The organism is Pseudomonas sp. SJZ077 (assembly GCF_007993905.1).
Taxonomy (GTDB): domain Bacteria; phylum Pseudomonadota; class Gammaproteobacteria; order Pseudomonadales; family Pseudomonadaceae; genus Aquipseudomonas; species Aquipseudomonas mandelii.
On the sequence record NZ_VIUJ01000014.1, the window covers coordinates 1 to 23,688 of the forward strand.

The following is a 23,688-nucleotide window of genomic DNA, read 5'->3' on the forward strand; positions in this document are numbered from 1 at the left end:
AGGGGGCCGTTCAGGCACTACGAGAACATCTCCCGAGTCAGCCCATGCCGCTGCATCTTTTCATTGAAGGTCCGGCGCGGCAGTTGCAGTTCTTCCAGAACCGCTTTCACGTCGCCCTTGTGCCGGGTCAGCGCCGCGCGCAGGCAATGCGCTTCGAACGCTTCGGCCTGCGCCGCCAGCGACTGGCCGGGATCGATGCCGACCGGTTCCGGCTCGCCCAGCCCCAGCACCTGACGTTCGGCCACGTTTGCCAATTCGCGCACATTGCCCGGCCAGTCGTGGCTCAGTAGATGGCTCAACTGCGGGCCGCTCAACGGTGGAAACGTGCGGCCCAAACGTTCGGCGGCCTTCTGCGCAAACGATTCGAACAACAACGGAATGTCTTCACGCCGCTCGCGCAAGGGCGGCAGGCGCAACTCAGCGACGTTCAAGCGATACGCCAGGTCCTCGCGAAAACGCCCGGCCCGTGCCTCATCCAGCAGATCAGGCTTGGTCGCGGCGATGATCCGCAGATCCACGCGAATGCTCTGATTGGAGCCCAACCGCTCAAGCTTCTGCTCCTGCAACACCCGCAGCAATTTCACCTGCTGGGCGAGGGGCATGCTTTCGATTTCATCGAGAAACAGCGTGCCGCCATCGGCGTATTCAAGCTTGCCGATACGTTTACCCGAGGCGCCGGTGAACGCGCCGCTCTCATGGCCGAACAATTCCGCCTCGAACAACTGCTCGGGAATCGCTGCGCAATTGAGCGCCACAAACGGCTTGTCCGCGCGCGGCCCGAAGTCGTGCAGGCAGCGGGCGACCAACTCTTTGCCGCTGCCGGTTTCACCACGGATCAATACGTTGACCGGCAGCGTCGCCAGATCCAGCACCTGTCGGCGCAACGTCTGCAAACCGCGTGACACGCCCAGTAGCGTCGCGTCGAGTTTGGCGCGGTTGTCGGCCAACTCATGCAAGGCGCGGTTTTCCAGCACCAGCCGGCGCTTGTCCAGCGCCCTGCGCAAGCTGCTCAGCAGGGTTTCCGGGCTAAAGGGTTTTTCCAGAAAGTCGTAGGCGCCATCGCGCATGGCGTCGACCGCCATCGGCACATCGCCATGGCCGGTCAGCAGAATCACCGGCAAGTCGGCATCACGGCGCTGAACTTCGGCCAGCAGCTCCAGGCCGGTCATGCCGGGCATGCGCACGTCGCTGAGGATCACCCCTGGAAAGTGACTGGGCAATTGCGCCAGGCACTCATCGGCGCGGCTGAACAGTTGCACCTCGAAACCCGACAGGCTCAGCCATTGCTCGACGGCGCTGCGAATGCTGCTTTCGTCGTCGACCACCATCACGGAATTCAGCATGGACTGTGGGCCTCCAGGTCGATGGGTAAAGTCACGGTGAACACGGCGCCGTTGGCATGATTGTCGGCGCTCAGGCGACCGCCCGATTCGTGCACGATGGCAAACGATACCGCCAAGCCAAGACCCAGGCCATCACCCACCGGTTTGGTGGTGAAGAACGGATCGAACACGTTCGGCAGATGCTCTTCGGCGATGCCGCCGCCATTGTCGGTGACGGTCAGGCGCCAGAGTTGCTCGTCGGGTTCGAGGCGGATTTCCAGGCGTTTGCAGGGTTTGTCCTGCATCGCATCTAGCGCATTGCGCAGCAGGTTGATCAACACCTGTTCCAGACGAATCGCATCACCGCGCACCCACGCCGGACGCGTCAGGTGCAGCACGGTGCTGACCTGCTCATCGCGCAGGCGCGCGTCGAGCAATTGCAGCGATTGGTCCACCACCGCCGCCAGGTCCAGACGTTCGCGCAAGCCGCTGGGGCTTTTGCGGGCGAAGGTTTTCAGGTGCCCGGTGAGGGCGGCCATGCGCGTCAGCATGTCGTCCACCGGTTTCAACGCCTTGTAGGCATCGTCGACCCGACCGTGATCGAGCAGCAGACGCAAGGTCGCCAGTTGCATGCGCTGGGCGGTCAGTGGCTGATTGATTTCATGGGCGAGGGCGGCGGACATCTGGCCGAGGGCCGCGAGTTTGGCCGATTGCACCAGACCGTCCTGAGCCGTGCGCAGGTCGCGGGTGCGCTCTTCGACCAATTGTTCGAGTTCTTCACGGCTGCGCTGGCGCATTTTCGCCAGGCGCCAGCGCTGGTTGAGGAACAGCAACAGAAACACCAGCGCCAGCCACAGCCCGGCAGCGGCGAGTGCGGCGTTGCGGCTGTCTTCGAAGGCGACGTGCGGGCGGCGCAGCAGGTGCAGGGTCCAGCCTTCCGTGCTCAGTGGCAGCGATTCCCAGAGGTAATTGGCCGTGCCGTCAGGACCGACGACCCGCGCCAGATCGCTGTTGTCGTCGAAGCGCTGCAGCGATTGATAGTCCAGCGGGGTCAGCGGTTGTTTGTCGTATTGGCGGGTGGCCTTGAGCTCAGCGTGATCGCTGTCGCTCAAGGGTTTCAACGAGCGGTAGCGCCAGCCCGGCTGATTGGCGATGAAGATAATGCCGCGTGCGTCGCTGACCAGCAGCGTGTCGCTGCCCTGACGCCATTCGCGCTCGAGTTCCGGAAACTCAAGCTTCACCACCATCGCGCCGAGGAACTCGCCGGCGTCGCTGGTGACCGCGCTGGACAGGAAATAGCCCGGAATGCCGCTGGTCACCCCCACCGCATAAAAACGCCCGGTGCCCTGGGTGCGGGTCTGGCTGAAGTAGGGGCGGAAACCATAGTTGTGGCCGACGTAACTGCTGGGCAAGCGCCAATTGCTGGCCGCCACGGCGAGGCCGGTGCGGTCGAGCAGTTCCAGGGTCGAGGACTGCGCGGCGCCGTTGATTTTTTCCAGTTTGCGGTTCAACGCGTCCTGTTGTTCCGCCGTGACCTGACCGTTGAGCGCAGCGCGCAACTCCGGGTCCAGCGCCAGCACGGCGGGCAGGGCGCGGTAGCGATCAATCAGGGTGTGCAGGGAATTGGCGTAGAGCGCCAGTTGCTGATTGGCCCGCGCAGCGTCCTCGACCAGCGCTTGGCGTTCGGTGTGACGCAGGGCAATTCCGGCCGCCAGTGCGGCACCGGCAACGATCAGCAAGGTGTACAGCGTCAGGCGTAACGTGCGAGAAGTCGGCAGCATGCGGTAGGAAACAGGAAGAGGTACGGGCGCGCACCATAGCATGCCGCCCGGTTTCCTGGCTTTTGCCACAGTGGCCGCTCATTGAGGGGCGACTCTGGACGGCTGCGCGTGCAGTAGTTTCTGGGTATTGCGCAGTTCATTGATGGCGCTGTCGGTCATCCGGGTCAGGCTCTCAACCGTATCGCCGGACGCCTTGTGAAATTTGCTCGGAATGTAGCTGAATGTATTGATCGCCTCGATGCCGTGGGCTGCGAACATTGCTGCAACGTTGTTCATACTGTCTTGCAATACGCCAATCAGACCATTGATGTTCGCGTCCAGCTTTGCAATCTTCTCGGGCGTCAGTTCCCCTGCCGCCCCCATGACCTCATGAAAGATCTCAGGCAGCCCCAGGAGCACCGACAGTCCGCCACTCATTTCACTGGCCATCGGCGCACCCGCCACTTTCAGACCTACGGAAACGGCCAGGCTCCCACCTTCCTTGCCGCCCTTTAACAGGCCTTTTCTGTTCATATCCATGACACCTTTCACGACGCCTTTGAGTTTGCCGCTGGCATAGGGAACCAGGTCCATGGTCTTGTATTCACCTTTGCTGATGATTCGCTGAGGGTCCAGCTTCCCTGATTTCAGTTTGACCGAGGTACTCAGACCTGCTCGCTCCGATGCCCAGTCGACACCGAAACTCACCGCTTTTTTTGCCGCAATGCCTGTCGCCAGACCTGCTGCAACGCCCACCGGCCCCGCGGCGACCCCTAACGCCGCCGTCCCGATTCCGATCCCGATTCCAACCCCATAGGAAAAAACCTGGCCTGCAACATGTGCCCCGACTCTGATCGCGGTAGAGGAACCCAGGGCCGCCGCCGAACCGTGGTTGAGAATCTGACGTTGTGCGTCCCGGGCTCTATGTGCCGAGAGTTTTACGATTTGGGTGTGTTTGTAAGCCGCCTGATTCAAAGCGGATCGGGCGGCCCTCGCTCTTTGTCTCTCCTCGCTCCTGGTTTTTCTAACGGCCCGTTCCTCCGGGGTTTCCCGCATACGGCCATCGGAATCGGTAAAGACAATCGGGTTGTTGTTCACCATCGCATACAGATTCAGCCCGTCCACATCGCCTGCCGGGTCGGGACTGATCCAGCGCCACAACCACGGCGCGTAATACCGGGCGCCATAGTAATAAAGTCCGCTGCAATCCATTTCCTTGCCGGAGTACCGAATGGTTTTGTAATCGGCTTCCACCTCTGAACGGGCGGCCCACCACGCCGTGCCGCCAAACGCGTAATAGAACTCAAGACTGATCAAGGCGCCATGGCGATCCAGTTCCAGCGTGCAGGAGCCCAGATGGTCGTCGAGGCTGTAACGCAGCTGATCAGGTTCCAGATCTCCCGGCCCCCCGCTGGCCCAGTGCAGGCATCGAACGCTGCCGAAGGCCAGTGGCAGGGTAATGACGTGCAACACCCGACCGTCGTCGCGGGTGTGAATGTCCAGCCCTGGCAGGTAAAGGACCTCGCGGCTGTGAGTCATTGACCGAGTGTGGGTGACGTGGCGTTTGCAAACCCTTTCACCCTGGCTGTAGAGGTAGCTTTCCCCATCATCCGCCAGGCCGTTGCTGTGGGTGAGCAAGGTCACTTTCTCCAATTGATCCCAGGCGTTCCAGATCAGGGCATGCGCGCCGTCTTGCAGAGATGATTGATTGCCATGCGGGTCAAACAGGGTCTTGAAATCCGGCTCCGGGTCACCTGTTTTCCAGCGCACGCCACGGTTGCTCTCAGGGTCGATGCGCATGCGCAGGGTGAAATTATTACCCTCACGCTGATGGCGCAGTTCGATCAGATTGTTGCCATCGTCGTAGGTGAAGTCTTCGACGTAGCCATAGCGGCGACCGGTGTCGACAGGCTTGATCAGCTCCGGCAAACCGGACTCCAGATTAGGGACTTCGCCCTCGAAACCCCGGGTGCAGGTCACTCGGTACAACGAGTCGTAGATAAACTCCCGATGGCCATCGACGCGCTGGTTGGCGAAGTACACCGGGGCGAGGGTGTGGTCTTCGATACGCAGGATGTTGTCCCATCCGGTCGTAGAAATAGTGGAGATTTTGCTGCAAGGCTTCGTCGGGTTTCCCCGACTTGAGGGTGGTGAGGCGCCCGTCGGCCGGGCAATAGGTCCATCGGCTGATCACACCATTACCGGCCGTTTGCATCGTGATCTGGCCGGCGGCGTTGTAGTGCGCATCCTGCAGGACGGTTTGCGATTCGCCGGCGCTGAGTTGCAGAACAACCTGCTTGAGCTGTCCGGCGATGTCGTAGTGCAAGCGCTGCCGATGGCCTCCCGAGTCGGTTTGAATCAGCAGGTCGCCCAGAGGGCTGTAGCGCCGATTGCTACTGAAAATGCCGGCACCCGCAATCGTTCGGCTTTCACTCAGCGGCGATCCCTGGAGGCTGAAACTTCCCGGTTCGAGTGTGCCTGATTGATCGACTTGCTTGATCATCTGACCACGCAAGTTGAAGGCGGGATTGGCCGATGGGTCGGCATAGGTGAAGGTTTCGACATTCTCCTGGTCGTTTTCGTCGATGGCAACGGCGCGCAATTGATCGTCGTACCGGGTGCGCCAATGATTGCCGCGTGCGTCCCAGCGCCGGAGTTCTTCGCCCGCCAGCCCCCGCAAGATCAAGCGCTTGCCGGCGTCCACGCTGTTGATTCGGATGGCGTCGCCGGAGAGACGATAGACGTTGCTCAAGGACGGGAGGGAGAGCCGCGGATCCCATTGCTCGATCAGGTGGCCGGCGAGGTTATGAACGCCCCGCGAGATGAGTGATTGCGCAACGTCGCCGGCGTTCTTGCGCAGATAAGCCACCTGGCGAATCGGCAGGCTTCTAGCATCGGTGGCTTGAAGATTGGCGGTGCCCCTATGGATAGCGGTGTTCACGGGCAGCAGCTCCCGATTTCAATGTCATAGGGCGGCGCGCAACGTGTTGCTGGTCGCTCAGGCCGACGCATGGTGACGACTCGCAGTGCGTGCTTGCCTTGCCAGGAATTGGTTGTCTGTCGTGCCCATTTCCCTGTATCGCGCCATACCCGCTTTGCTTCGGCGAATAAGATCTTGTGTCTTGTGATGAGCACGTTGCACATCGATACGGTGTATGGCTTCGGGGGCCGAGCCACTGACATTGAGGGTTGTACGCTGCGGGTAGAGGGTATCGACACCGGCGGCGTCAAACGCTTTTTCGAATTGGGCGAAGCGTTCATTGTCGACGCTTTCCCACTCATCCAGCATCCGCTCTATTTTGAGGATCTTGACGGGGTCCAGTCGATTATTGATGTCTTCAGCTTCCTGAACCCTGGACCCCATGGCGAGGATGGCGCCGACCCCGGGTACCACCGAGCCGATGACATTGTTCAGGGCAATACTGATACCGCTTCCCAGCCAGTCATACGAATCATCCGCCACATGGACGCCGACTTGACGATCAATTTCCTTGATGGACATCGTGGATGTCTGCGGGATGAGAGGCCTGATCAGGCCGGAGGTCGGCAAAATAGCCCCACCCGCGGAGCCAGCCAGCTCACCGCCCAGATTGCCACCGGTCAGACCTTCTGAAAAAGGCGGTTTGCTTTGCTTGGTGAGGAATGCAATGTGTGGCTTGTCCGGCAACACGATGCCGACCTCTCCAGCCCCGTAATACCCGCCTGCAAAACCGATGGCTGCATTTATCGATTCCCCGGCCAGGTTTTTCGCCAGGTCTTTGGCGATGTTGGTTTTATTGATTATGTTGTCGATTTGCTCGAGCGTTTGAGTGGCGTAAGCGACCAGGACAGAAATGAAACTTGAATAGTTGCGAATGACCGCTTCGCCGCTTGCCTCGCCGTCGTTATCGACATAGCGCAACGGATTATTCCTTACAAATCTGTAGAGATTCAGCCCATCCACTTCCCCCGCCGGATCGGCACTCACCCAACGCTGCAACCATGGCGCGTAGTATCGAGCGCCGTAGTAATAAAGCCCGCATTCATCCATTTCCTTGCCCGAATAACGGAGGGTTTTGTAGCCGACTTCCAGCAGGGAAGCCGCCGCCAGCCAGGCCGTGCCGCCGAACGGGTAATAGCCTTCGTGGCTGATCAGCCGGGCGGCCTGGTCCAGTTCCATGAGGCATGAACCCAACTCGTCGTCGAGGGTGTAGCGCAACTGATCCTGTTCGATGCCGTCCGGTTTGTTGCTGACCCAATGCAGGCAACGCACGCTGCCACGGCCCCCCGGCACGGTGATGACGTGCAGCGTTTCGCCATTGTCGCGGGTGCGGATTTCCAGCCCCGGCAAGTACAGCACTTGATGAAAGTGGGTGAAGGTCGCGGCTTGCCATTCATGGCGCTTGAACACCCGTTCGCCCTGGCTGTAGCGAAAGACTTCGGTATCGTGGCGGCCGTCGTCACGTTCAACCAGCACCGCCCGGGCCAGTTCATCGCGGCTGTTCCAGTCCAGGGGCCTTCCGGGGGCCGAGGCGTGTAGGTTGCCGTGGGCGTCGAACAGGGTGTCGAACACCGGCTCGGGGTCACCCGGTTTCCAGCGCACCCCGCGGTTGCTGGTAGGGTCGATGCGCATCTGTTGGGTGTAATTGCCCACGGCACGTTCATGGACCTGCTTGATCAGATTGTTGCCTTCGTCGTACTCGTATTTCTGTGTGTAGTTGAGGAGGTGGTCGGGATCGGTCGGCGAAGGGCGGCCAGGCAGGCCGGTGCTCGGGGCGGCGTCACGGCCGTTGGCGCAAATCAATCGTTCCAGCGTGTCGTAGATGAATCCGCGGTGGCCGTCGATGAGCTGATTGGCGAAGTACACCGGTTTGAAGGTGAGATCGTCGATGCGCAGCACGTTACCGACACGGTCATAGGCGTACTGAAAATGCTGGAGCAGGCCCTGTCCGGGCACACCCGCCTTCAACGTGGTGAGACGGCCATCGGCGTCATCGTAAGCCCAGGTGCTGAGCACCTTGTTGCCGGCATGCTGCTCGATGATCTGGCCGGCGGCGTTGTAGCGCGCGTCTTCCAGCACAGACTGCCAGGCCTCGGCGGGAGTGAGCCGCAACTGCACCTGTTGCAGTTGTCCGGCGCGGTCGTAAACCATCCGTTGCCGGTGATCGCCGGCATCGGTCTGGGTCAGCAGCGCACCGAGCGGGCTGTAGGTCCGGTGGCTTGGGAACGTGCCGGCACCGGTGATCGTCCGGCTGTCATTCAGCGCTTGGCCCTGCAGGCCGAAGCTGAGCCATTCCATGGTGCCCGAGGGGTCGACCTGGCTGATCAACTGGCCGCAGAGGTTAAAGGCTTTATCGGCGCCGGCATCGGCATAGCTGAAGATTTCGACGTTCGGTTGGTCGTTTTCATCGATGGCAACGGGGCGCAACTGCTCGTCGTACACGGTGCGCCAATGGCTGCCGCGTGCGTCCCAGCGCTGGAGGATTTCTCCGGCCAGCCCCGGCAGGCTGATCCGCCAGCCGGCGTCAACGCTGTCGACCATGACGGGTTGCCCGGCAAGTCCATAAACCGTGGCCAGGTTGGGCTTGAGCGCATCGGCCTGGCGCGGGTCCCGTTGTTCCACCAGGTGGCCGATCACGTCATGGCGTTGCCGGGTGATCAGCGGTTCAAGCGCGTCCTCTGGCGTTTTGCGCAGGTAGGCGATATGGCGCGCTGCCAATCCACGCGCATCATTTGACTCTATTGCGGCGGTGTTCCAGTGGGCGGAGTTGCTCATTGCATGTCCACCTTGCTCGCGTTCGAAGCAGGCTCACTGTAGGTGTCATTAAAGTCCAGAACAGTTTTGTACCAGGGGTGGAGGAGGGTGTAGGCGACATCGCCCTTGGCGTTGATGACCTTGATCAGGCGACCCAGCACATCGTAGAAACTTTTATCGTGATGGCCGTATTCCTTGAAGCAATCGTCATCAATGTAGCCGTAAGCGTTGGCGAAATAGGGGCGATAGGTGCGTACCGGCAGTCCCTTGTTGTTGTATTCAACACGTGCGCTGATACGCCAGCGCTGGTCGGCGTGTGTCACCTTGGGCTTGCCGTCTTCGATCACCAGTTTGCCGTTTTCCACGACATAGGCATCACCGGGCTCAACCCGTTGCTGGGTTTGCAGGGGGCGTCCGAAACCGTCGATCAACGACAGGATGATCTGGAAGTTCGCGGGTTGGTCATCATCCGGGTACCGGTCAGCGGAAATGACGACGCTGTGCAGCGGAATGCGCGGCACGCTGAGCAGCAGGTCCCACAGCGCCTGCTCCGCCGTTGTCCGGGACTTGAGCCGGCCCAGGAGCAGGCGCGCACTGGCGCGGATGTGCAGGCTTGGCAACACGTAACCTTTGGCGGTCCCCTCAGCCAGCCAGTCGGGTGTCTGCTCGACGGGATGGGTGAGCTGACCCATCCAGCTGAGCAGGTCTTTGCGAAAGGTACTGGCGGCTTTTTGTAGCGCGTCCTCGGGGGATTCGATGGCTGTGACCGGGCTGGCGTCAACGGGCCGGACATAGTCGGCGATGGCGTCAAAGCCGGCACGCACAGCGTTTTCTGTTCCATAGAAGGTGACCGTGTGCGGACCGGACGGATCGTTGAGGACTTCTTCAACGTTGTCGTTGGCATCGGTGGTGCGCAACGTTGTCAACGCGTGATAGTCATGCTCGGCGAGTGTGGTGCAGCCATCCGGCAGCTCGAAGCGGTTGATCAGCAGGCAGTAACTGTCGTATTGAACCTTGGTGATGCCGTGGCTTAGCGTTTCGTTGACCCCCTCGACCTTGTAGAAGTGATCGAGGTCTGCATATCGGGCAAAGTTGTGGAGGGCGGACCAAAGATTTCTCTGTTGGTCCTCTTCTTCGTCGGCCTCTGCGTCCGTGCCCAGAAACAGCTTCATGCACAGATAACCGATACGCTCCAGTTCTGCCCGGATATCGAACGACGGATCTGGCACATCGCCGTAGACCGCCAGCGCTGCCTTGTTCAGTTGTGCGATTTCCATCGGCCCCGTCAGGGCTTCGAACCCGGCCGTGCCCTCCGGCAATGTTTCATTCGCTGTAGAGACGTAGCGCTGCACCGATTGCGACGTCAATTCCCGCCGGGCCGCCCATTCGGGAGAGTCGAACAGCTCGAGGAACTGCTCATAAGAAATCACGCTGGGATCAAGCCCTTCAGCGGCTGGCTTCTTGGGCAATACCAAGGCATTGCCGCGTTGCCGATAGGGCAGGCCGAGCCTCCAGCCTTGCGGATCGACCTGGTGAATAAACCCGGCGCGGGTTTCGCTCAAGTAGTAGGACTGCTGCGCCGGATCATGGGCGTCCTTCCACCATTGCCGTTCATCGATATCGGTAAATGGCGGTTCGTCTTGCTCTGTCAGGCGCCGTGCGTAGCTGACCGTGATGCTGTGAGTGGTGAGCCCAAACTCGTCCCGGCTCAAGTTGATGACATGGCGGCACAGGGGGTCTTCGACGAAACGCTCATAGTGATAGTGGATTTCTTCCAGCAGCGACGTCATCAACACCGTGTCGGGGTGGTGGTCGCCACGCTCACGCACGTTACGGACGATGTATCGATTCTGGACCGCCAGAAAAGGCGTCTCCGGGAGCTGGTCGGTCGCCGCATAGGTTTCCACCCTGAGTACGACACCCGACAGGCTGCGGGCGATTTCGTGAACGGTGGCTTCATCCCCGGGCGCAATGATTTCTTCGTACTCGTCGCCCGGGTGATATCGACAAAACAGCATGTCGCCCAACGGATGTGCCTGATCATCTCGATTTAAATAACCGTCGCGAGGCATATTGATCTGCATGCCGGTATGAAACCAGGTGCGGACCAATGCCGGGGCGGTGAAGCTTTCGTCTTCGTTCGAACCGGTTTCGCTGTCGGTTTGGTCCAGCCTTCCGAAGCCACGGAACTCCCGGTCCTGATGGTCATACCAGGCCTCGAAATACCGGAAAAACTGATTCAGGCAATTACCGGTGATTTCATCCCGCTGGGTTTGTTGACTCACGACCTGCACAGCAAAAGGCAGGTAACAGACGGGAGGGCGCTCAAGCTGGAGAAGCTGCTGTTTTTCGTCCAGCCAGAACTGCGCAGAACTTCGATGCACCACCTGCGTGCTGCACCCCATGTTGTTGTTGCTGGCGATCATCAAGTAGGGCTTGGCGCCGACAAAGTCGTAGCGCCAGTGTCGGGGCTTCATGTGCGGCACGGTCAGGATCAGGCTGGCGCAGCCGAGCCCTTGCAGGTCGGCGAAAGTGACCTGACACAGGTTGTCGTAACGCACGCCCTCGGGCCAGGGGACCGTGATGGGCGTTTGTGCAAAACCATTGCCGCCGTGGTTGAGGTAAATGTCAAAGCCAGCGGAATTCAGATAAATGAGCGCCGGGGCACCGGAGCCATTCAGATCGGCGATTCGCACCCGCGCGGCGTCGAACGCGGCGTACTCGAAACTAGGGCCGCTGATGACAAAACCGCTGCCGAATTGTCCGTGCCCCAGATTTGGCCAGCATTTGATTTCGTTGTGCCGAATGCGGCACAACTCGGTCATGTCGCTGCCCAGCAGATTGCTCAACAGCACCAGTTCGCTGCTTGAGTTGCTGAAGATGGGCAAACGGTCGGGGTCATGCAGGACATCTTCGGCCCTGGCAAAGCCGTCTTCACGCTGATTGGCGTAGAAGCGCACGGCGTTGGGGCCGATCAGCGCCAGCGAGCTGAGCCCGTCGCCGGTCAAATCGCACAGCTGCGAAAGGGTGTTGAAAAACTCCACCGGGAAGGCCGAAAAGGGGATGAAGGTTGACCAGCTCCGATCCGGGTTCAGCGTGTAAAAACCACACATGCCGGGTTGGGCGACAATCCAGTCCAGACGCCCGTCTCCGGTCATGTCCATCAGGGCTTGATGCGCAGGTTTATTGCGGTCGGCCACCGGGATTTTCGTCAGCGCTGTCCACGGGCCGTAGTGAATGTGGTCAGGGCCCGTGGTGGCACGCAAGGGCTCGCGGTAGTACCAGCATTGGTCATGGCGACACAGAAAGCCCGGCAGGCCTTCGCCGAACAGGTCGACGCATTGATAGAGTCCGCTGTCTTCAAGGCTCGGCATGTTCTCGAACGGGAAGAAGGCAACCGGCTCTTTATTGAGTTCAAACGCCGAATAGTCGAACTCCACCGGGGGCATGTTTTCCACGGTGCCGTCGGCGTCATACGCCTGATAATGCGCCGCCGCGATCTGGCTGTAAGACCAGGGGGTTGTGTTGGCCGCGTACTCCAGCAGCAAGCGCCGGACCAGCACAGGTTCGCTGCCCAACTCCGGAAAACTGTGAAACATCAGCACTTGCTGGCAAAGGCGGCGAGTGCCCACTTCAAAGCCCTGTCGATAGGACGAAAAGGGGTCTTCACGAATCAGCCAGGGCTTGAGCGTCGGGCCGTCATACACCGGTTTTTCAGTCAGCTCCCGGGTGCGCTCGCCGTAGTCGAACACCAAGTGGAAATGCCATGCAGGCGTCGGTGTCTGCGGCAAGTCCCAGCCGTACAACTGGTCATACGCGGCAACGTTGCCATACAACGCGCGATGGACGTAGCGTTGTGCGCGGTAGTCATGCGGGACGGTTTCTTCTCCAGGGGCCTGGTCTTTCAGGTATTCGTAGCGGATATGCTCGCCCCAGGCATTCATGCTCTCCTGCAACAACCAGGCAACAATTCGCTTTGAGTCCAGCGGGTCTGCCTTGCGCGCACTTTCGATCTTGCCGAACAGGTGCAGGCTGCCATCAGCTCCGTGCACCAGCCAGAACCCTTCCGGGTTCGAATCGGAATACCAGAATTCGATCAAATCGAACGTGCTTTCGACCCGTGGCCGATAGCGCAGCACAGCGTGCTTGCCGACAGACAGGCCACGGTATTCAGAGACTTCACGTTCCTCGATCTCACCGCTGGCGTTGCGCTCGGCCATCAACTCCTCACCCAGAGGGCTGATGAACACATCATCGCCGGTATAGCGCGGCACACCTTTACTGGTCTGGCGAGTGATGGCGCCGAGGTTCAACTGCCAGCCGATGCCGAACGGTCCGTTCGCCGACTGGCTGCTGTAACTCAACGAGAGCTGGGGATCGCAGCCGCGTCCCGCTGAACTCGGCAGCGACAGCGCGAAAGACGCGCTTCCCGTCCAACCGACTTTAGCCCAATCATTGCCGATGCTGGCGATCGAAGTGCTCTTGGCAATCGCGGGTGCGACGATATTCAGGGACGCTTGGTCTTCCATGGGGCTGATCCTGTTTTGGCCTGGCGTTCGCCCGTGGCAACGGTGTCGCGTGATGGATCAGACGCTAACAAGCTGGGAGTCTTGCGTAACCTGTCAGATCTGACAGATCAGGAGGGGGGTTCTAGATCAAATAGCTGTAAGCGGATCGCTTTTAATGCCATCGGCATTATTCGCAAGCAAAAAAAACGGCCGGGTCGTCCATTCAGACGAGCCGGCCGTTTTGGCAAAGTCGCAGTGCTTATTGCACTTCGACCGCCAGGCTTTCACTGATCTTTTTCTGCCAGATGGCAGGACCGGTGATGTGTACCGACTCGCCCTTGCTGTCTACTGCAACAGTCACCGGCATGTCTTTGACGTCGAACTCGTAGATCGCTTCCATGCCCAGTTCGGCGAATGCCACGACACGGGATTTCTTGATCGCTTGCGCCACCAGGTAAGCTGCGCCGCCCACTGCCATCAGGTAAACGGCTTTGTGGTCCTTGATCGCTTCGATCGCGGTCGGGCCGCGCTCGGATTTGCCGATCATGCCCAACAGGCCGGTTTGCTCGAGGATCTGACGGGTGAACTTGTCCATCCGCGTGGCGGTGGTCGGACCGGCAGGGCCCACCACTTCTTCGCGCACCGGATCAACCGGGCCGACGTAGTAGATGAAGCGACCTTTCAGATCGACCGGCAGGGTTTCACCTTTGTTCAGCATCTCGACCATGCGCTTGTGCGCGGCGTCGCGACCGGTGAGCATCTTGCCGTTGAGCAGGACGGTTTCGCCCGGCTTCCAGCTCTGCACGTCTTCCGGGGTCAGGGTGTCGAGGTTGACGCGACGGGCCGACGGGCCGGCTTCCCAGACGATTTCCGGGTAGGCGTCCAGCGGTGGCGCTTCCAGGGTCGCCGGGCCGGAGCCATCCAATACGAAGTGCGCGTGACGGGTGGCGGCGCAGTTCGGGATCATGCACACCGGCAGCGAAGCGGCGTGGGTCGGGTAATCCATGATCTTCACGTCGAGCACGGTGGTCAGGCCACCGAGGCCCTGGGCGCCGATGCCCAGTTGGTTGACCTTCTCGAACAGTTCCAGGCGCATCTCTTCGATGCGATTGGACGGGCCGCGCTTTTTCAGCTCGTGAATGTCGATGGACTCCATCAACACTTCCTTGGCCATGACCGCGGCTTTCTCGGCGGTGCCGCCGATGCCGATGCCGAGCATGCCCGGTGGGCACCAGCCGGCGCCCATTTCCGGAACGGTCTTCAATACCCAGTCGACGATCGAGTCGGACGGGTTGAGCATGGCCATTTTCGACTTGTTCTCGGAGCCGCCGCCCTTGGCTGCCACGTCCACTTCCACGGTGTTACCCGGAACGATGGAGTAGTGGATAACGGCCGGGGTGTTGTCCTTGGTGTTTTTACGAGCGCCCGCCGGGTCGGCGAGGATCGAGGCACGCAGGACGTTTTCCGGCAGGTTGTAAGCCCGGCGCACGCCTTCGTTGATCATGTCGTCCAGGCCCATGGTGGCGCCATCCCAACGCACGTCCATGCCCACGCGGACGAAGACGGTGACGATGCCGGTGTCCTGGCAGATCGGGCGGTGGCCGGTGGCACACATGCGCGAGTTGATCAGGATTTGCGCCATCGAATCACGAGCTGCCGGCGATTCTTCGCGCAGGTAGGCCTCGTGCATCGCCTGGATGAAGTCAACGGGGTGGTAATAGGAAATGAACTGCAGGGCGTCGGCAACGCTCTGAATCAGGTCGTCTTGCTTGATCACGGTCATGAGTCGCGCTCCTCTAAAAGACGGGAACATTCAATAGCTCTTCGAGCCAGCTTCAAGCTTTGAGCTACAAGCGGCAAGTAAGAGCAGTTTGTGTACTGCTTTGAGCTTGCTGCTTGGAGCTTGCAACTTGAAGCTGGCTCGAAGAGTCAGGGCACGCCGGGGCTGCTGGCGCGACGCTAAAAAGGCGCGGCAGTATACCGCGCCTCGGTTCCGGGCACACCCGCCGAAAGTCAATCTTGCGGCAGGCGGATTTATCTGCGGTGTGGGGATTTAGCGAAACGTCGCCCCGCCCCGTTGGGTGGCGAAGCCGCCCCCGATAGCTACACCTCGGTGAGACAGGTATACCCCGTGTGTCGGATGGGCGACTGCTTCGCAGTCGAACAGGGATAAATCCCCTCGCCACAGGCAAGCTCCCTCACCACAGGTTTTGTGTCATTCAGGGACATGCTTTTGACGCCAGTTTTCTGCCCCGAAAATTGAATGGTCATTTATCAGACACCCCACTAAAGTGGCATTCGGTCTGTAGAGTAGGACACTCGATCAGCCTCCTTTCGCACGGTGAGTCAACGATTGACCCATAACGCCATCCAACGGCTTTTGCTCAAACGCTTCGCCCTCGCAGCCGGCACCTACGCCCTGGCTTTGGTCTTGCTGTGGATGGCGTTTTTCACCGGGCATTACGATGAGCCGCTGACCAGCGTGGCCATCGGCAGCGCGCTGGTGGTGATCACCCAGGGGACGTTGTTCGCGGTGTTTTACAGCGGCTGCAACCTGCGCTTTTCCGACCCGAGCCTGACCGAAGCACAAGTATTGATGGGCCTGGGGTGGCAGACATGGCTGATTGCCAATCTGGATGAGGCGCGCGGCGCGTTCCTGGTGTTCTACCTGCTGATCATGTTGTTCGGGCTGTTCCATCTTTCGCGCCGTGCGTTTGTGCGCTGTGCCCTGTTGGTGTTTTTCAGTTTCAGTGCGATCACGCTATGGGAGGGCTACCACTTCCAGTTGCACGACCCGGCGCTGGCCGCGTTGCAGGTGTGCGTGCTGTTTATCGTGTTGGTGTGGCTGGAGCTTTATGCCCGTTACGTCCAGGCCTCGCGTCAACGTATGCGCCAACGACGGTTTGCCTTGCAGGCGCACCAGGACACCCTGCGCGGGATGATGCGCCAGCTCGAAGACCTGGTCGCCACCGACGAACTGACCGGGCTGTTCAACCGCCGGCATTTCCTGCGCCTGGCTTCCCGCGAGCTGAACGCGATGGAGGCGGGCGTGGTGCATGGCCTGGCGTTGATCGACCTCGACCACTTCAAACGCATCAATGACGTTCATGGCCACGCTGCTGGCGATCAGGTGCTGCAAGCCTTTGCCGGCGTGGCCACCGCCTGCCTGCGAGAGGGCGATGTGCTGGCCCGTTATGGTGGCGAGGAGTTCGTGGTGTTGCTGCCCGACTGCAACGCCGAACGCCTGACCTCTTGTTGCGAGCGGCTGCGCATCGCCTTTACCGATGTCGAGTTGATCGGACTCAACGTCGCCCACCTCAGTTTGTCCGCCGGCATGACGTTGCTGGAGTTGGGCGATGACCTCGACGACGCCTTGCAGCGCGCCGACCAGGCGCTTTACCGCGCCAAGCGTGACGGGCGCAATCGCTGCGCGGCGGCGTGGGAGAACGTCGATGCCTGAGTTGCGCGTCGGCGAGCGCCATTGGTCCGTGGCCCCGGGCAGCAACCTGCTCGATGCCCTGAATCAGAACGGCGTGGCCGTGCCCTACAGTTGTCGCGCCGGCAGTTGCCATGCGTGCCTGGTGCAATGCGTTCAAGGCTTGCCCAGCGACAGTCGTCCCGATGCCTTGAGCGCTGAACAGCGTCAGCAAGGTTGGCGTCTGGCGTGTCAGTGCCAGGTGGTCGAGGACTTGCAGGTGCATGCCTTCGATCCACACGTCGACGGCCGCCCCGCGCAAGTCGCCGCCGTTGATTGGTTGAGCGCCAGCGTATTGCGGTTGCGCCTGACCACCGAGCGACCGTTACGCTACAGCGCCGGGCAGCATCTGGTGTTGTGGGCGGGCAACGTGGCACGGCCCTACTCCTTGGCGAGCCTGCCGGAAGAGGACCGCTTTTTGGAGTTCCACCTCGATTGTCGACAGCGGGGTGAATTCAGCGACGCGGCCCGTCAGCTGAAAATCGGCGACCCGATCCGCCTCGGCGAACTGCGTGGCGGAGCGTTGCAATATGACCCGGACTGGAGCACTCGACCGCTGTGGCTGATGGCTGCCGGTACGGGACTGGGGCCGTTGTTCGGTGTGTTGCGCGAAGCGTTGCGTCAGGATCACCAAGGCGCCATCCGCGTCATTCACCTCGCCCATGACGCCAGCGAGCATTACCTGGCCAAGCCCCTGCAAGCCATGGCCGATGTGCGTGAAAACCTCAGCATTGAATGCTGGACCCCGGCCGAGTTGCCGCAGGCGTTGGCGCAACTGCGGCTTGTTTCCCGGCAAACCCTGGCCTTAGTCTGCGGAGCCCCCGACAGTGTCGACGCCTTTGCCCGGCGTTTGTACCTGGCCGGGTTGCCGCGCAACCAACTGCTGGCGGATGTCTTTGTTCCCCGTGGTTGAGCGCTGATCGTTTAACGACGCGAGACTCGCCATGACCGATGCCATCCAGCTTGAACGCGAACGCGGCCTGCTGACCCTGCGCCTGAACCGCCCCGACAAGAAAAACGCCCTGACCCGCGCCATGTACAGCCACTTGGCCGACGCGCTGAAACAGGCCGACACCGACCCCGACATCAACGCCGTTCTGATCACCGGCAGCGCCGAGTGCTTCACTGCCGGCAACGACATCGCCGACTTCATCCAGCAACCGCCGAGCAACCTCGACAGCCCGGTGTTCCACTTCATGCTCAACTTGCTGGAATGCCGCAAACCGGTGATCGCCGCCGTGGCGGGCGCGGCGGTGGGGATCGGCACGACGCTGTTGCTGCATTGCGATCTGGTGTATGTCAGCCGTGATGCGCGGTTGCGCATGCCGTTCGTGAACCTCGGGTTGTGTCCGGAGTTTGGTTCGAGCCTGATCCTGCCGCGATTGCTCGGGCATGCCAAAGCAGCGGAGCTGTTGCTGTTGGGTGACGGGTTTAGCGGTGAGCAGGCTGCGGCGTGGGGCATTGCCACCGAAGCGTTGGGCAGTGGCGAAGCGGCGTTGGCCAAGGCGCGGGAGATGGCGTTGCGGTTTGAGTCATTGCCACCGGAAGCGGTGCGGATCAGCAAGCAATTGATGAAAGCGCCGGGCCGGGAGCAGCTGCGCACAGTGATCGAAGAAGAGGGCGCGTTGTTCACCCAAAGGTTGCGTTCGCCGGAAGCGTTGGCGGCATTGTCGGCTTTTATCAAACGGCATTGACACCGATCATGCAGCCCGGGACGCTCCGCGTCCCATCAAGAGCCGAACGCGGAGCGTCCGTAGAGGCATTCCCACGCGGAGCGTGGGAACGATCACCAAAAAACCCCGTCATTCACATGGCGGGGCTGACGTTGCTGACCACTACGACAGGTAACGCAAAATGATGAGTTTTTTGCTCCCGGTGTAGGCGGCGACCACTATTTTACCGTCGCTCTGCAACGCCATGCCTGTCGCGACTTCAGTCCCAGGCTCCACCTCGGTGCGAACATAGCCTGTGCCATTGAATTCGGGATCAAACTGTTCATCGATAAACCGTGCAACAACGATATCGACTTCGCCATCGGCAGTCCCGACGCCTCCCACCACCACAATTCTCTCATCCTCTTGAATGGCGCCCGCTGTCCACGCGGTCAAGGCGTCTGGCTCCAGCTCGGTAAGCAAGGGCAATCCCCGGTTGAACTGAATATTGGGCGAGCCGTCGGGTTCGATGCTCAGCAGCAGGCCCCTGTCGTTTGAAGGTGTGATGGTCGCACCAATTCCCAAAATACGTTGATTGGGCTGTTGAGCCATCGCCTCGAGGCGTAATCCGCCCATGTCGACCGGGCCTTTGATAATGGCAAATCCACGATCTGCGAACGAGTCGTCGAGAGTACCCTGCGGGTGGTAGCGCACAAACATGGCAGCGTGAGGTTCACGTTCATCCCAGACCGCTCCACACCCCAGGTACTTGCCGTCGGCCTGCACCATGATGCTCATGAGTTGTGTGTGGTTAAACAAATAGTCGGGATGGGAGACAACGATATGGCCAATTTGATTAAAATCCAGATCCAGCGATCCTCTATCGTCGAGTCGAATAATCAGACCTACCGCTGTATTCAAGTCGCCAAACGTATGATGCTTGAACGCAAGTATTTTTCCATCGGGCAGGATTTCTACGCCGAAGGGGTTTGAGGAACTGTCGGTGGCTGATTGCAATTCATTCTGGCGAGCGGTACGAGCTGGGGGATGCACAATAATGTTGTGAACCACGTCGCCGTTTTCGCCGAAACTGCGGTCAAGCTTTCCATCAGCGCTATAACGCGCAAAGGCCGGTGCCCGAAGAAACTCACTGCCGGTGGCGCTACCAAATAAAAGGATTTTGCCGTCAGGTTGAATCGCCAGCGACTTTACGGTTGAACTGAGGCCCTTGAAGCGCCCCACGACGACACCGTCATCACTTTCTTCGCCAAACGTTTTATCGGCAGAGCCGTCGGCATTCAGTCGACCCAACAAGTACAAAGACATTGCCATGTTGTTGTCGTGGTACCAGCCCGCGAAATAGATTTTGCCTTCAGTACCTTCCCCGACGCTTTTGATACTTTCAATTCTGGCCACCGTGTATTGGCCAAAACCAATCCAGGCAATGCCCTTGTCCGCAAAACTTTCGTCCAGCATGCCGGCCTCGGCGGTGCGTTGAGTCTTCATTTAGCGATCTCCGTGGTGGGTACGATGAGGCCGGCTGCCGCAGACCAGAAGATGAAGACGTTTTCCTCATGTCCAGTTGGGAGGCGAATTCGTGGCCCAGGCTTGATTGGACGGTCACGGGGCCAGACCTGTCTACTGTCAAACCTGACAGTAGACAGGTCTGTCATTGTCCAGGGCGCCGTTCTTCAGGCGAAAAAAAACCGCCATTCACATGGCGGTTTTCTGTTTCAGCCGTTCTGATCACTCAGACCATCGGATCGCCAACGTGCAGGATTTTCATCCCGTTGGTGCCGCCGATGGTGTGGTAGCTGTCGCCCTTGGTCAGGATGACCCAGTCGCCTTTCTCGACAACGCCGCGCTTGAGCAACTCGTCGATCGCGGCCTGGCTGACTTGCTCAGGCGGCAGCGATGCCGGGTCGAACGGAACGGTGTAGACGCCACGGAACATCGCCGCGCGGGCCTGGGTTTCGCGGTGCGGGGAGAACGCGTAGATCGGCACCGAAGAACGGATGCGCGACATGATCAACGGCGTGTAGCCACTTTCGGTCAGGGCGATGATCGCCTTCACGCCCGGGAAGTGGTTGGCGGTGTACATGGCCGCCAGGGCGATGGACTGGTCGCAGCTTTCGAACACTTTGCCGATGCGGTGGCTGGAGGTCTTGCTGGTCGGATGCTTTTCCGCGCCGATGCAGATGCGCGCCATCGCTTGCACGGCTTCCAGCGGGTACAGGCCGGCAGCACTTTCCGCCGAGAGCATCACGGCGTCGGTGTAGTCGAGCACGGCGTTGGCTACGTCGGACACTTCGGCGCGGGTCGGCATCGGGTTCTGGATCATCGACTCCATCATCTGGGTCGCCACGATCACAGCCTTGTTGTGGCGGCGTGCGTGCAGAATGATTTTCTTCTGAATGCCCACCAGCTCGGCGTCGCCGATTTCCACACCGAGGTCACCACGGGCCACCATGACGGCGTCGGAGGCTTTGATCAGTGCATCGAGGGTGTCGTCGTCGGCCACGGCTTCGGCGCGTTCGATCTTCGCCACCAGCCAGGCAGTACCGCCGGCCTCGTCGCGCAGTTGACGGGCGTATTCCATGTCGGCGGCGTCGCGCGGGAAGGACACGGCGAGGTAGTCCACTTCCATCTCGGCGGCGAGCTTGATGTCGGCCTTGTCTTTCTCGGTCAGGGCCGGCGCCGTCAGGCCACCGCCGCGACGGTTGATGCCTTTATGGTCGGACAGCGGGCCGCCGATCAGTACGGTGCAGTTCAGTTCGGTGGCGGTGGCGGTATCGACGCGCATCACCACGCGGCCGTCGTCGAGCAGCAGCTCGTCGCCCACGCCGCAATCCTTGACCAGATCCGGATAGTCGATGCCGACCACTTGCTGGTTGCCTTCGGTCAGAGGATGGCTGGTGGAGAAGGTGAATTGATCACCGATCTTCAGCTCGATCTTCTTGTTGGCGAATTTGGCGATCCGGATTTTCGGGCCTTGCAGGTCACCCAGCAGGGCCACGAAACGACCATGCTTGGCCGCGAGGTCACGCACCAGCTTCGCGCGAGCCTTGTGCTCGTCGGGGGTGCCGTGGGAGAAGTTCAGGCGGGCGACGTCCAGGCCAGCCAGAATCAGCTGTTCGAGAACTTCCGGCGAGTTACTGGCCGGGCCAAGGGTAGCGACGATTTTGGTACGACGGACGGACATGCAAAGACTCCTGAGTTCAAGCGCTGAGTGAGGCTACTATGGTCAGCGGGTGTAGTCATTGTTCGTTTGCACTACTTTTTCGTTTGTTTCTTTAACCGAACATTCCTGAAGATTTCTGCTCACGGGTCGATACAGAGCTCAAGACAGGAGATCCCCCATGCGATTCGTGCTCATTGCCGCCCTTGCCCTCAGTGTGACGGGTTGCGCCCGTTGGTCGATGAACCATCATTTGAATAATGCCTACAGCGCTTACGATCGCGGCAATTGCGAGCAGGTGATGCTCGAATTGTCCAAAGTCGAACGCTCCAGCCGTGCGCGGCCTTATGTGTGGCCGGAAGTGTCGATGATGCGTGGCCAGTGCCTGGAACGGCAGAAGCTGTTCATCGATGCGGCGCAGACTTATCAGTTCATCATGGCGTCCTACCCGCAAAGCGAATACGCCTACCGCGCCCGCGCCCGTCTGGAAACCTTGCAGAGCCTGGGCCATTACCCGACTCGCAGCGCCGCAGCGGTCGTGCGCCCGACGCGGTTCTGATTGCCGTTGTCGTGCAAAGGCTGGCCGCCCGGCGGTGGTGAGCTATAGTCGAATGGATCGGTTTTAGAGCCATGTCTCTAGACCGAGGTCATACCTGTGACCGGCAGCCGTAAGCGTCAGCGGATTCATGGACTGACGCACCGGGAACGGGGAGAGCGCGCCAGGCTTTTCAACAAAAGCAAAAACGGCACGTTCCGAAGCATTAGTGCGGCTCTGCTTAAGGGCCTTGCTGGGCCAACTGCGCATGTTTACCGACCGCCGGATCGAGCGGCATCAACTGCCGTATTTTCTGAAAGTATTCAACAGCGTCACCGACAAACCCATCGGCTTTTTGGGCAACGTGTCCGCAGACGGGCTGATGCTCATCAGTCAGTTGCCCATGATGGTGGGCGTCGACTTTGACCTGCGTTTGAAAATCCCCGCCAGCGACGGCTGCCAGCAGGTCATTGACCTGACGGCGTGTTGTTTGTGGTGCCATGAAGACGAAACCCCCCACCATTACGACGCCGGGTTCAGCCTGCAACGGGCACCGCCGGAGTATGGGCAATTGGTGGAGGCGTTGACGCAGTACTTCAGTTTTCAGCCGATGCCGGCGTCTGCCTGAGTGTTGTGATGCATCGGCAATGGCCATCGCGAGCAGGCTCGCTCCCACAGGGGTATCGGCTGTCCATAAATTTTGTGGTCACTGAAAATCCCTGTAGGAGCGAGCCTGCTCGCGATGGCGTCAGCTCAGGCGCCTGATAATCAAGCTCAGGTCGTCTTGATCGCCTTTTCGTTATCCAGCGACCGCTCCACCAGCATCAACCCCAACTCACTCATCCGGTAAATCGCCATCGCCAGATGCCGCGGCTTGTCGTCCAGGCTGTCCGCCAGGTCAAGCAGCAGCGTGCTGACCGTGGAAAAGGTTTCGTAGGTCTCGATGTTCAGCGCTTCGGGCTTGGCATCGGCGACAACGGTGAACATTTTCATGGCACGGTCCTGGGAAGAGCGAAGGGATTCGACATCAGGTTTGAGGTAGTGGTCGAGCGCCTTGTCGGCGGCAGCGTGGAGCTTTCTTGAATCAAGGCTGGCGTAGGGGGAAACCGGGTCGGTTTCGGGGGGATTGGGTGTGGCTTTGAACATGATCGATCTCCGTTATAGGGCTGCCACCATCTCGCGACTAAACGAGGGGTGGCGGCTGTAAGCAGGTTAGTCGACCGGCGGAGATACGAATTCCGGCGCGCCCGAGGGCGCCCTGCGAACAGCCACCATCAAGTGCGGGGATAGGGAATACCCGACTGGATGACGCTTATACACATGTATCGAACCGCCGGGCGACTAAACCCGATCGCTGATTGGCAGCGACGCGGATCAAGTTACGGGGCAAGGCCAAGGTGCACAAGCCGGCGGATTCTGGCGGATGTGTAGTCCATTGCGCAAGGCGCTGTAGTCACTTGCCGAGGGCTTGAACGGGCCGGGCGGAAAGGACTGATTGACTGCGGTGCCGTCCGTCGGAACTGT

At 60.2% G+C, this 23,688-nt stretch carries 15 protein-coding genes; 5 read left to right on the plus strand and 10 right to left on the minus strand.

Annotated elements, in window-relative coordinates; all coding sequences use genetic code 11:
- Nucleotides 1-17 precede the first annotated feature (17 nt).
- From FBY01_RS20185 to FBY01_RS20210, 7 genes are all read right to left on the minus strand, one after another.
- Nucleotides 18-1,343, minus strand: a complete 1,326-nt coding sequence (locus tag FBY01_RS20185) for a sigma-54 dependent transcriptional regulator (RefSeq protein WP_145309179.1) — start codon at nt 1,341-1,343, stop codon at nt 18-20.
- The gene (locus FBY01_RS20190; RefSeq protein WP_145309182.1) at nt 1,337-3,103 is read right to left on the minus strand and encodes an ATP-binding protein; all 1,767 of its coding nucleotides are present in this window, start codon (nt 3,101-3,103) and stop codon (nt 1,337-1,339) included. The genes FBY01_RS20185 and FBY01_RS20190 overlap by 7 nt, the downstream gene beginning before the upstream one ends.
- A gap of 78 nt (nt 3,104-3,181) precedes the next feature.
- Entirely contained in the window at nt 3,182-5,062 is a 1,881-nt protein-coding gene (locus FBY01_RS20195; protein WP_256664438.1) for an RHS repeat-associated core domain-containing protein, read from the minus strand.
- Complete coding sequence (locus FBY01_RS31900; RefSeq protein WP_256664439.1) at nt 5,025-6,023, minus strand: hypothetical protein; 999 nt, start codon at nt 6,021-6,023, stop codon at nt 5,025-5,027. Before FBY01_RS31900 ends, FBY01_RS20195 begins: the two co-directional genes overlap by 38 nt.
- Nucleotides 6,024-6,080: 57 nt before the next feature.
- Complete coding sequence (locus tag FBY01_RS20200; protein ID WP_145309184.1) at nt 6,081-8,837, minus strand: RHS repeat-associated core domain-containing protein; 2,757 nt, start codon at nt 8,835-8,837, stop codon at nt 6,081-6,083.
- Nucleotides 8,834-13,345 (minus strand): SpvB/TcaC N-terminal domain-containing protein, encoded by a 4,512-nt coding sequence (locus tag FBY01_RS20205; protein WP_145309186.1) that lies wholly within the window; start codon nt 13,343-13,345, stop codon nt 8,834-8,836. Before FBY01_RS20205 ends, FBY01_RS20200 begins: the two co-directional genes overlap by 4 nt.
- Before the next feature lie 238 nt (nt 13,346-13,583).
- Nucleotides 13,584-15,107, minus strand: coding sequence for a fumarate hydratase (locus tag FBY01_RS20210; RefSeq protein WP_010457560.1), 1,524 nt, complete (start codon nt 15,105-15,107; stop codon nt 13,584-13,586).
- 570 nt (nt 15,108-15,677) lie between these two features.
- On the opposite strand from FBY01_RS20210, the gene FBY01_RS20215 reads away from it, so the two are divergent.
- The 3 genes from FBY01_RS20215 to FBY01_RS20225 are packed head-to-tail and all read left to right on the plus strand — an operon-like array spanning nt 15,678 to nt 18,493.
- Entirely contained in the window at nt 15,678-16,784 is a 1,107-nt protein-coding gene (locus tag FBY01_RS20215; RefSeq protein ID WP_145309188.1) for a diguanylate cyclase, read from the plus strand.
- Complete coding sequence (locus FBY01_RS20220; RefSeq protein ID WP_077748724.1) at nt 16,777-17,712, plus strand: iron-sulfur-binding ferredoxin reductase; 936 nt, start codon at nt 16,777-16,779, stop codon at nt 17,710-17,712. The genes FBY01_RS20215 and FBY01_RS20220 overlap by 8 nt, the downstream gene beginning before the upstream one ends.
- Before the next feature lie 31 nt (nt 17,713-17,743).
- Nucleotides 17,744-18,493 carry an enoyl-CoA hydratase-related protein gene (locus tag FBY01_RS20225; RefSeq protein ID WP_145309190.1) on the plus strand — a complete coding sequence of 250 codons (750 nt, stop codon included), beginning with the start codon at nt 17,744-17,746 and terminating at the stop codon, nt 18,491-18,493.
- Between the two features lie 141 nt (nt 18,494-18,634).
- Here the strand turns inward: FBY01_RS20225 and FBY01_RS20230 are convergent, their stop codons facing one another.
- Both FBY01_RS20230 and pyk read right to left on the minus strand, forming a co-directional pair.
- Complete coding sequence (locus FBY01_RS20230; protein ID WP_145309192.1) at nt 18,635-19,957, minus strand: delta-60 repeat domain-containing protein; 1,323 nt, start codon at nt 19,955-19,957, stop codon at nt 18,635-18,637.
- A 244-nt stretch (nt 19,958-20,201) separates the two neighbouring features.
- On the minus strand, nt 20,202-21,653 hold the full coding sequence (gene pyk / locus FBY01_RS20235) for a pyruvate kinase (RefSeq protein WP_010457556.1): 1,452 nt from the start codon (nt 21,651-21,653) through the stop codon (nt 20,202-20,204).
- A gap of 157 nt (nt 21,654-21,810) precedes the next feature.
- Between pyk and FBY01_RS20240 the strand changes: the two genes are divergently transcribed.
- Both FBY01_RS20240 and FBY01_RS20245 read left to right on the plus strand, forming a co-directional pair.
- The gene (locus FBY01_RS20240; RefSeq protein WP_077748721.1) at nt 21,811-22,188 is read left to right on the plus strand and encodes a tol-pal system YbgF family protein; all 378 of its coding nucleotides are present in this window, start codon (nt 21,811-21,813) and stop codon (nt 22,186-22,188) included.
- Nucleotides 22,189-22,432: 244 nt separating this feature from the next.
- Complete coding sequence (locus tag FBY01_RS20245; RefSeq protein WP_010457554.1) at nt 22,433-22,792, plus strand: PilZ domain-containing protein; 360 nt, start codon at nt 22,433-22,435, stop codon at nt 22,790-22,792.
- Between the two features lie 146 nt (nt 22,793-22,938).
- Here the strand turns inward: FBY01_RS20245 and FBY01_RS20250 are convergent, their stop codons facing one another.
- Complete coding sequence (locus FBY01_RS20250) at nt 22,939-23,310, minus strand: DUF6124 family protein (RefSeq protein WP_145309194.1); 372 nt, start codon at nt 23,308-23,310, stop codon at nt 22,939-22,941.
- Nucleotides 23,311-23,688: the final 378 nt, after the last annotated feature.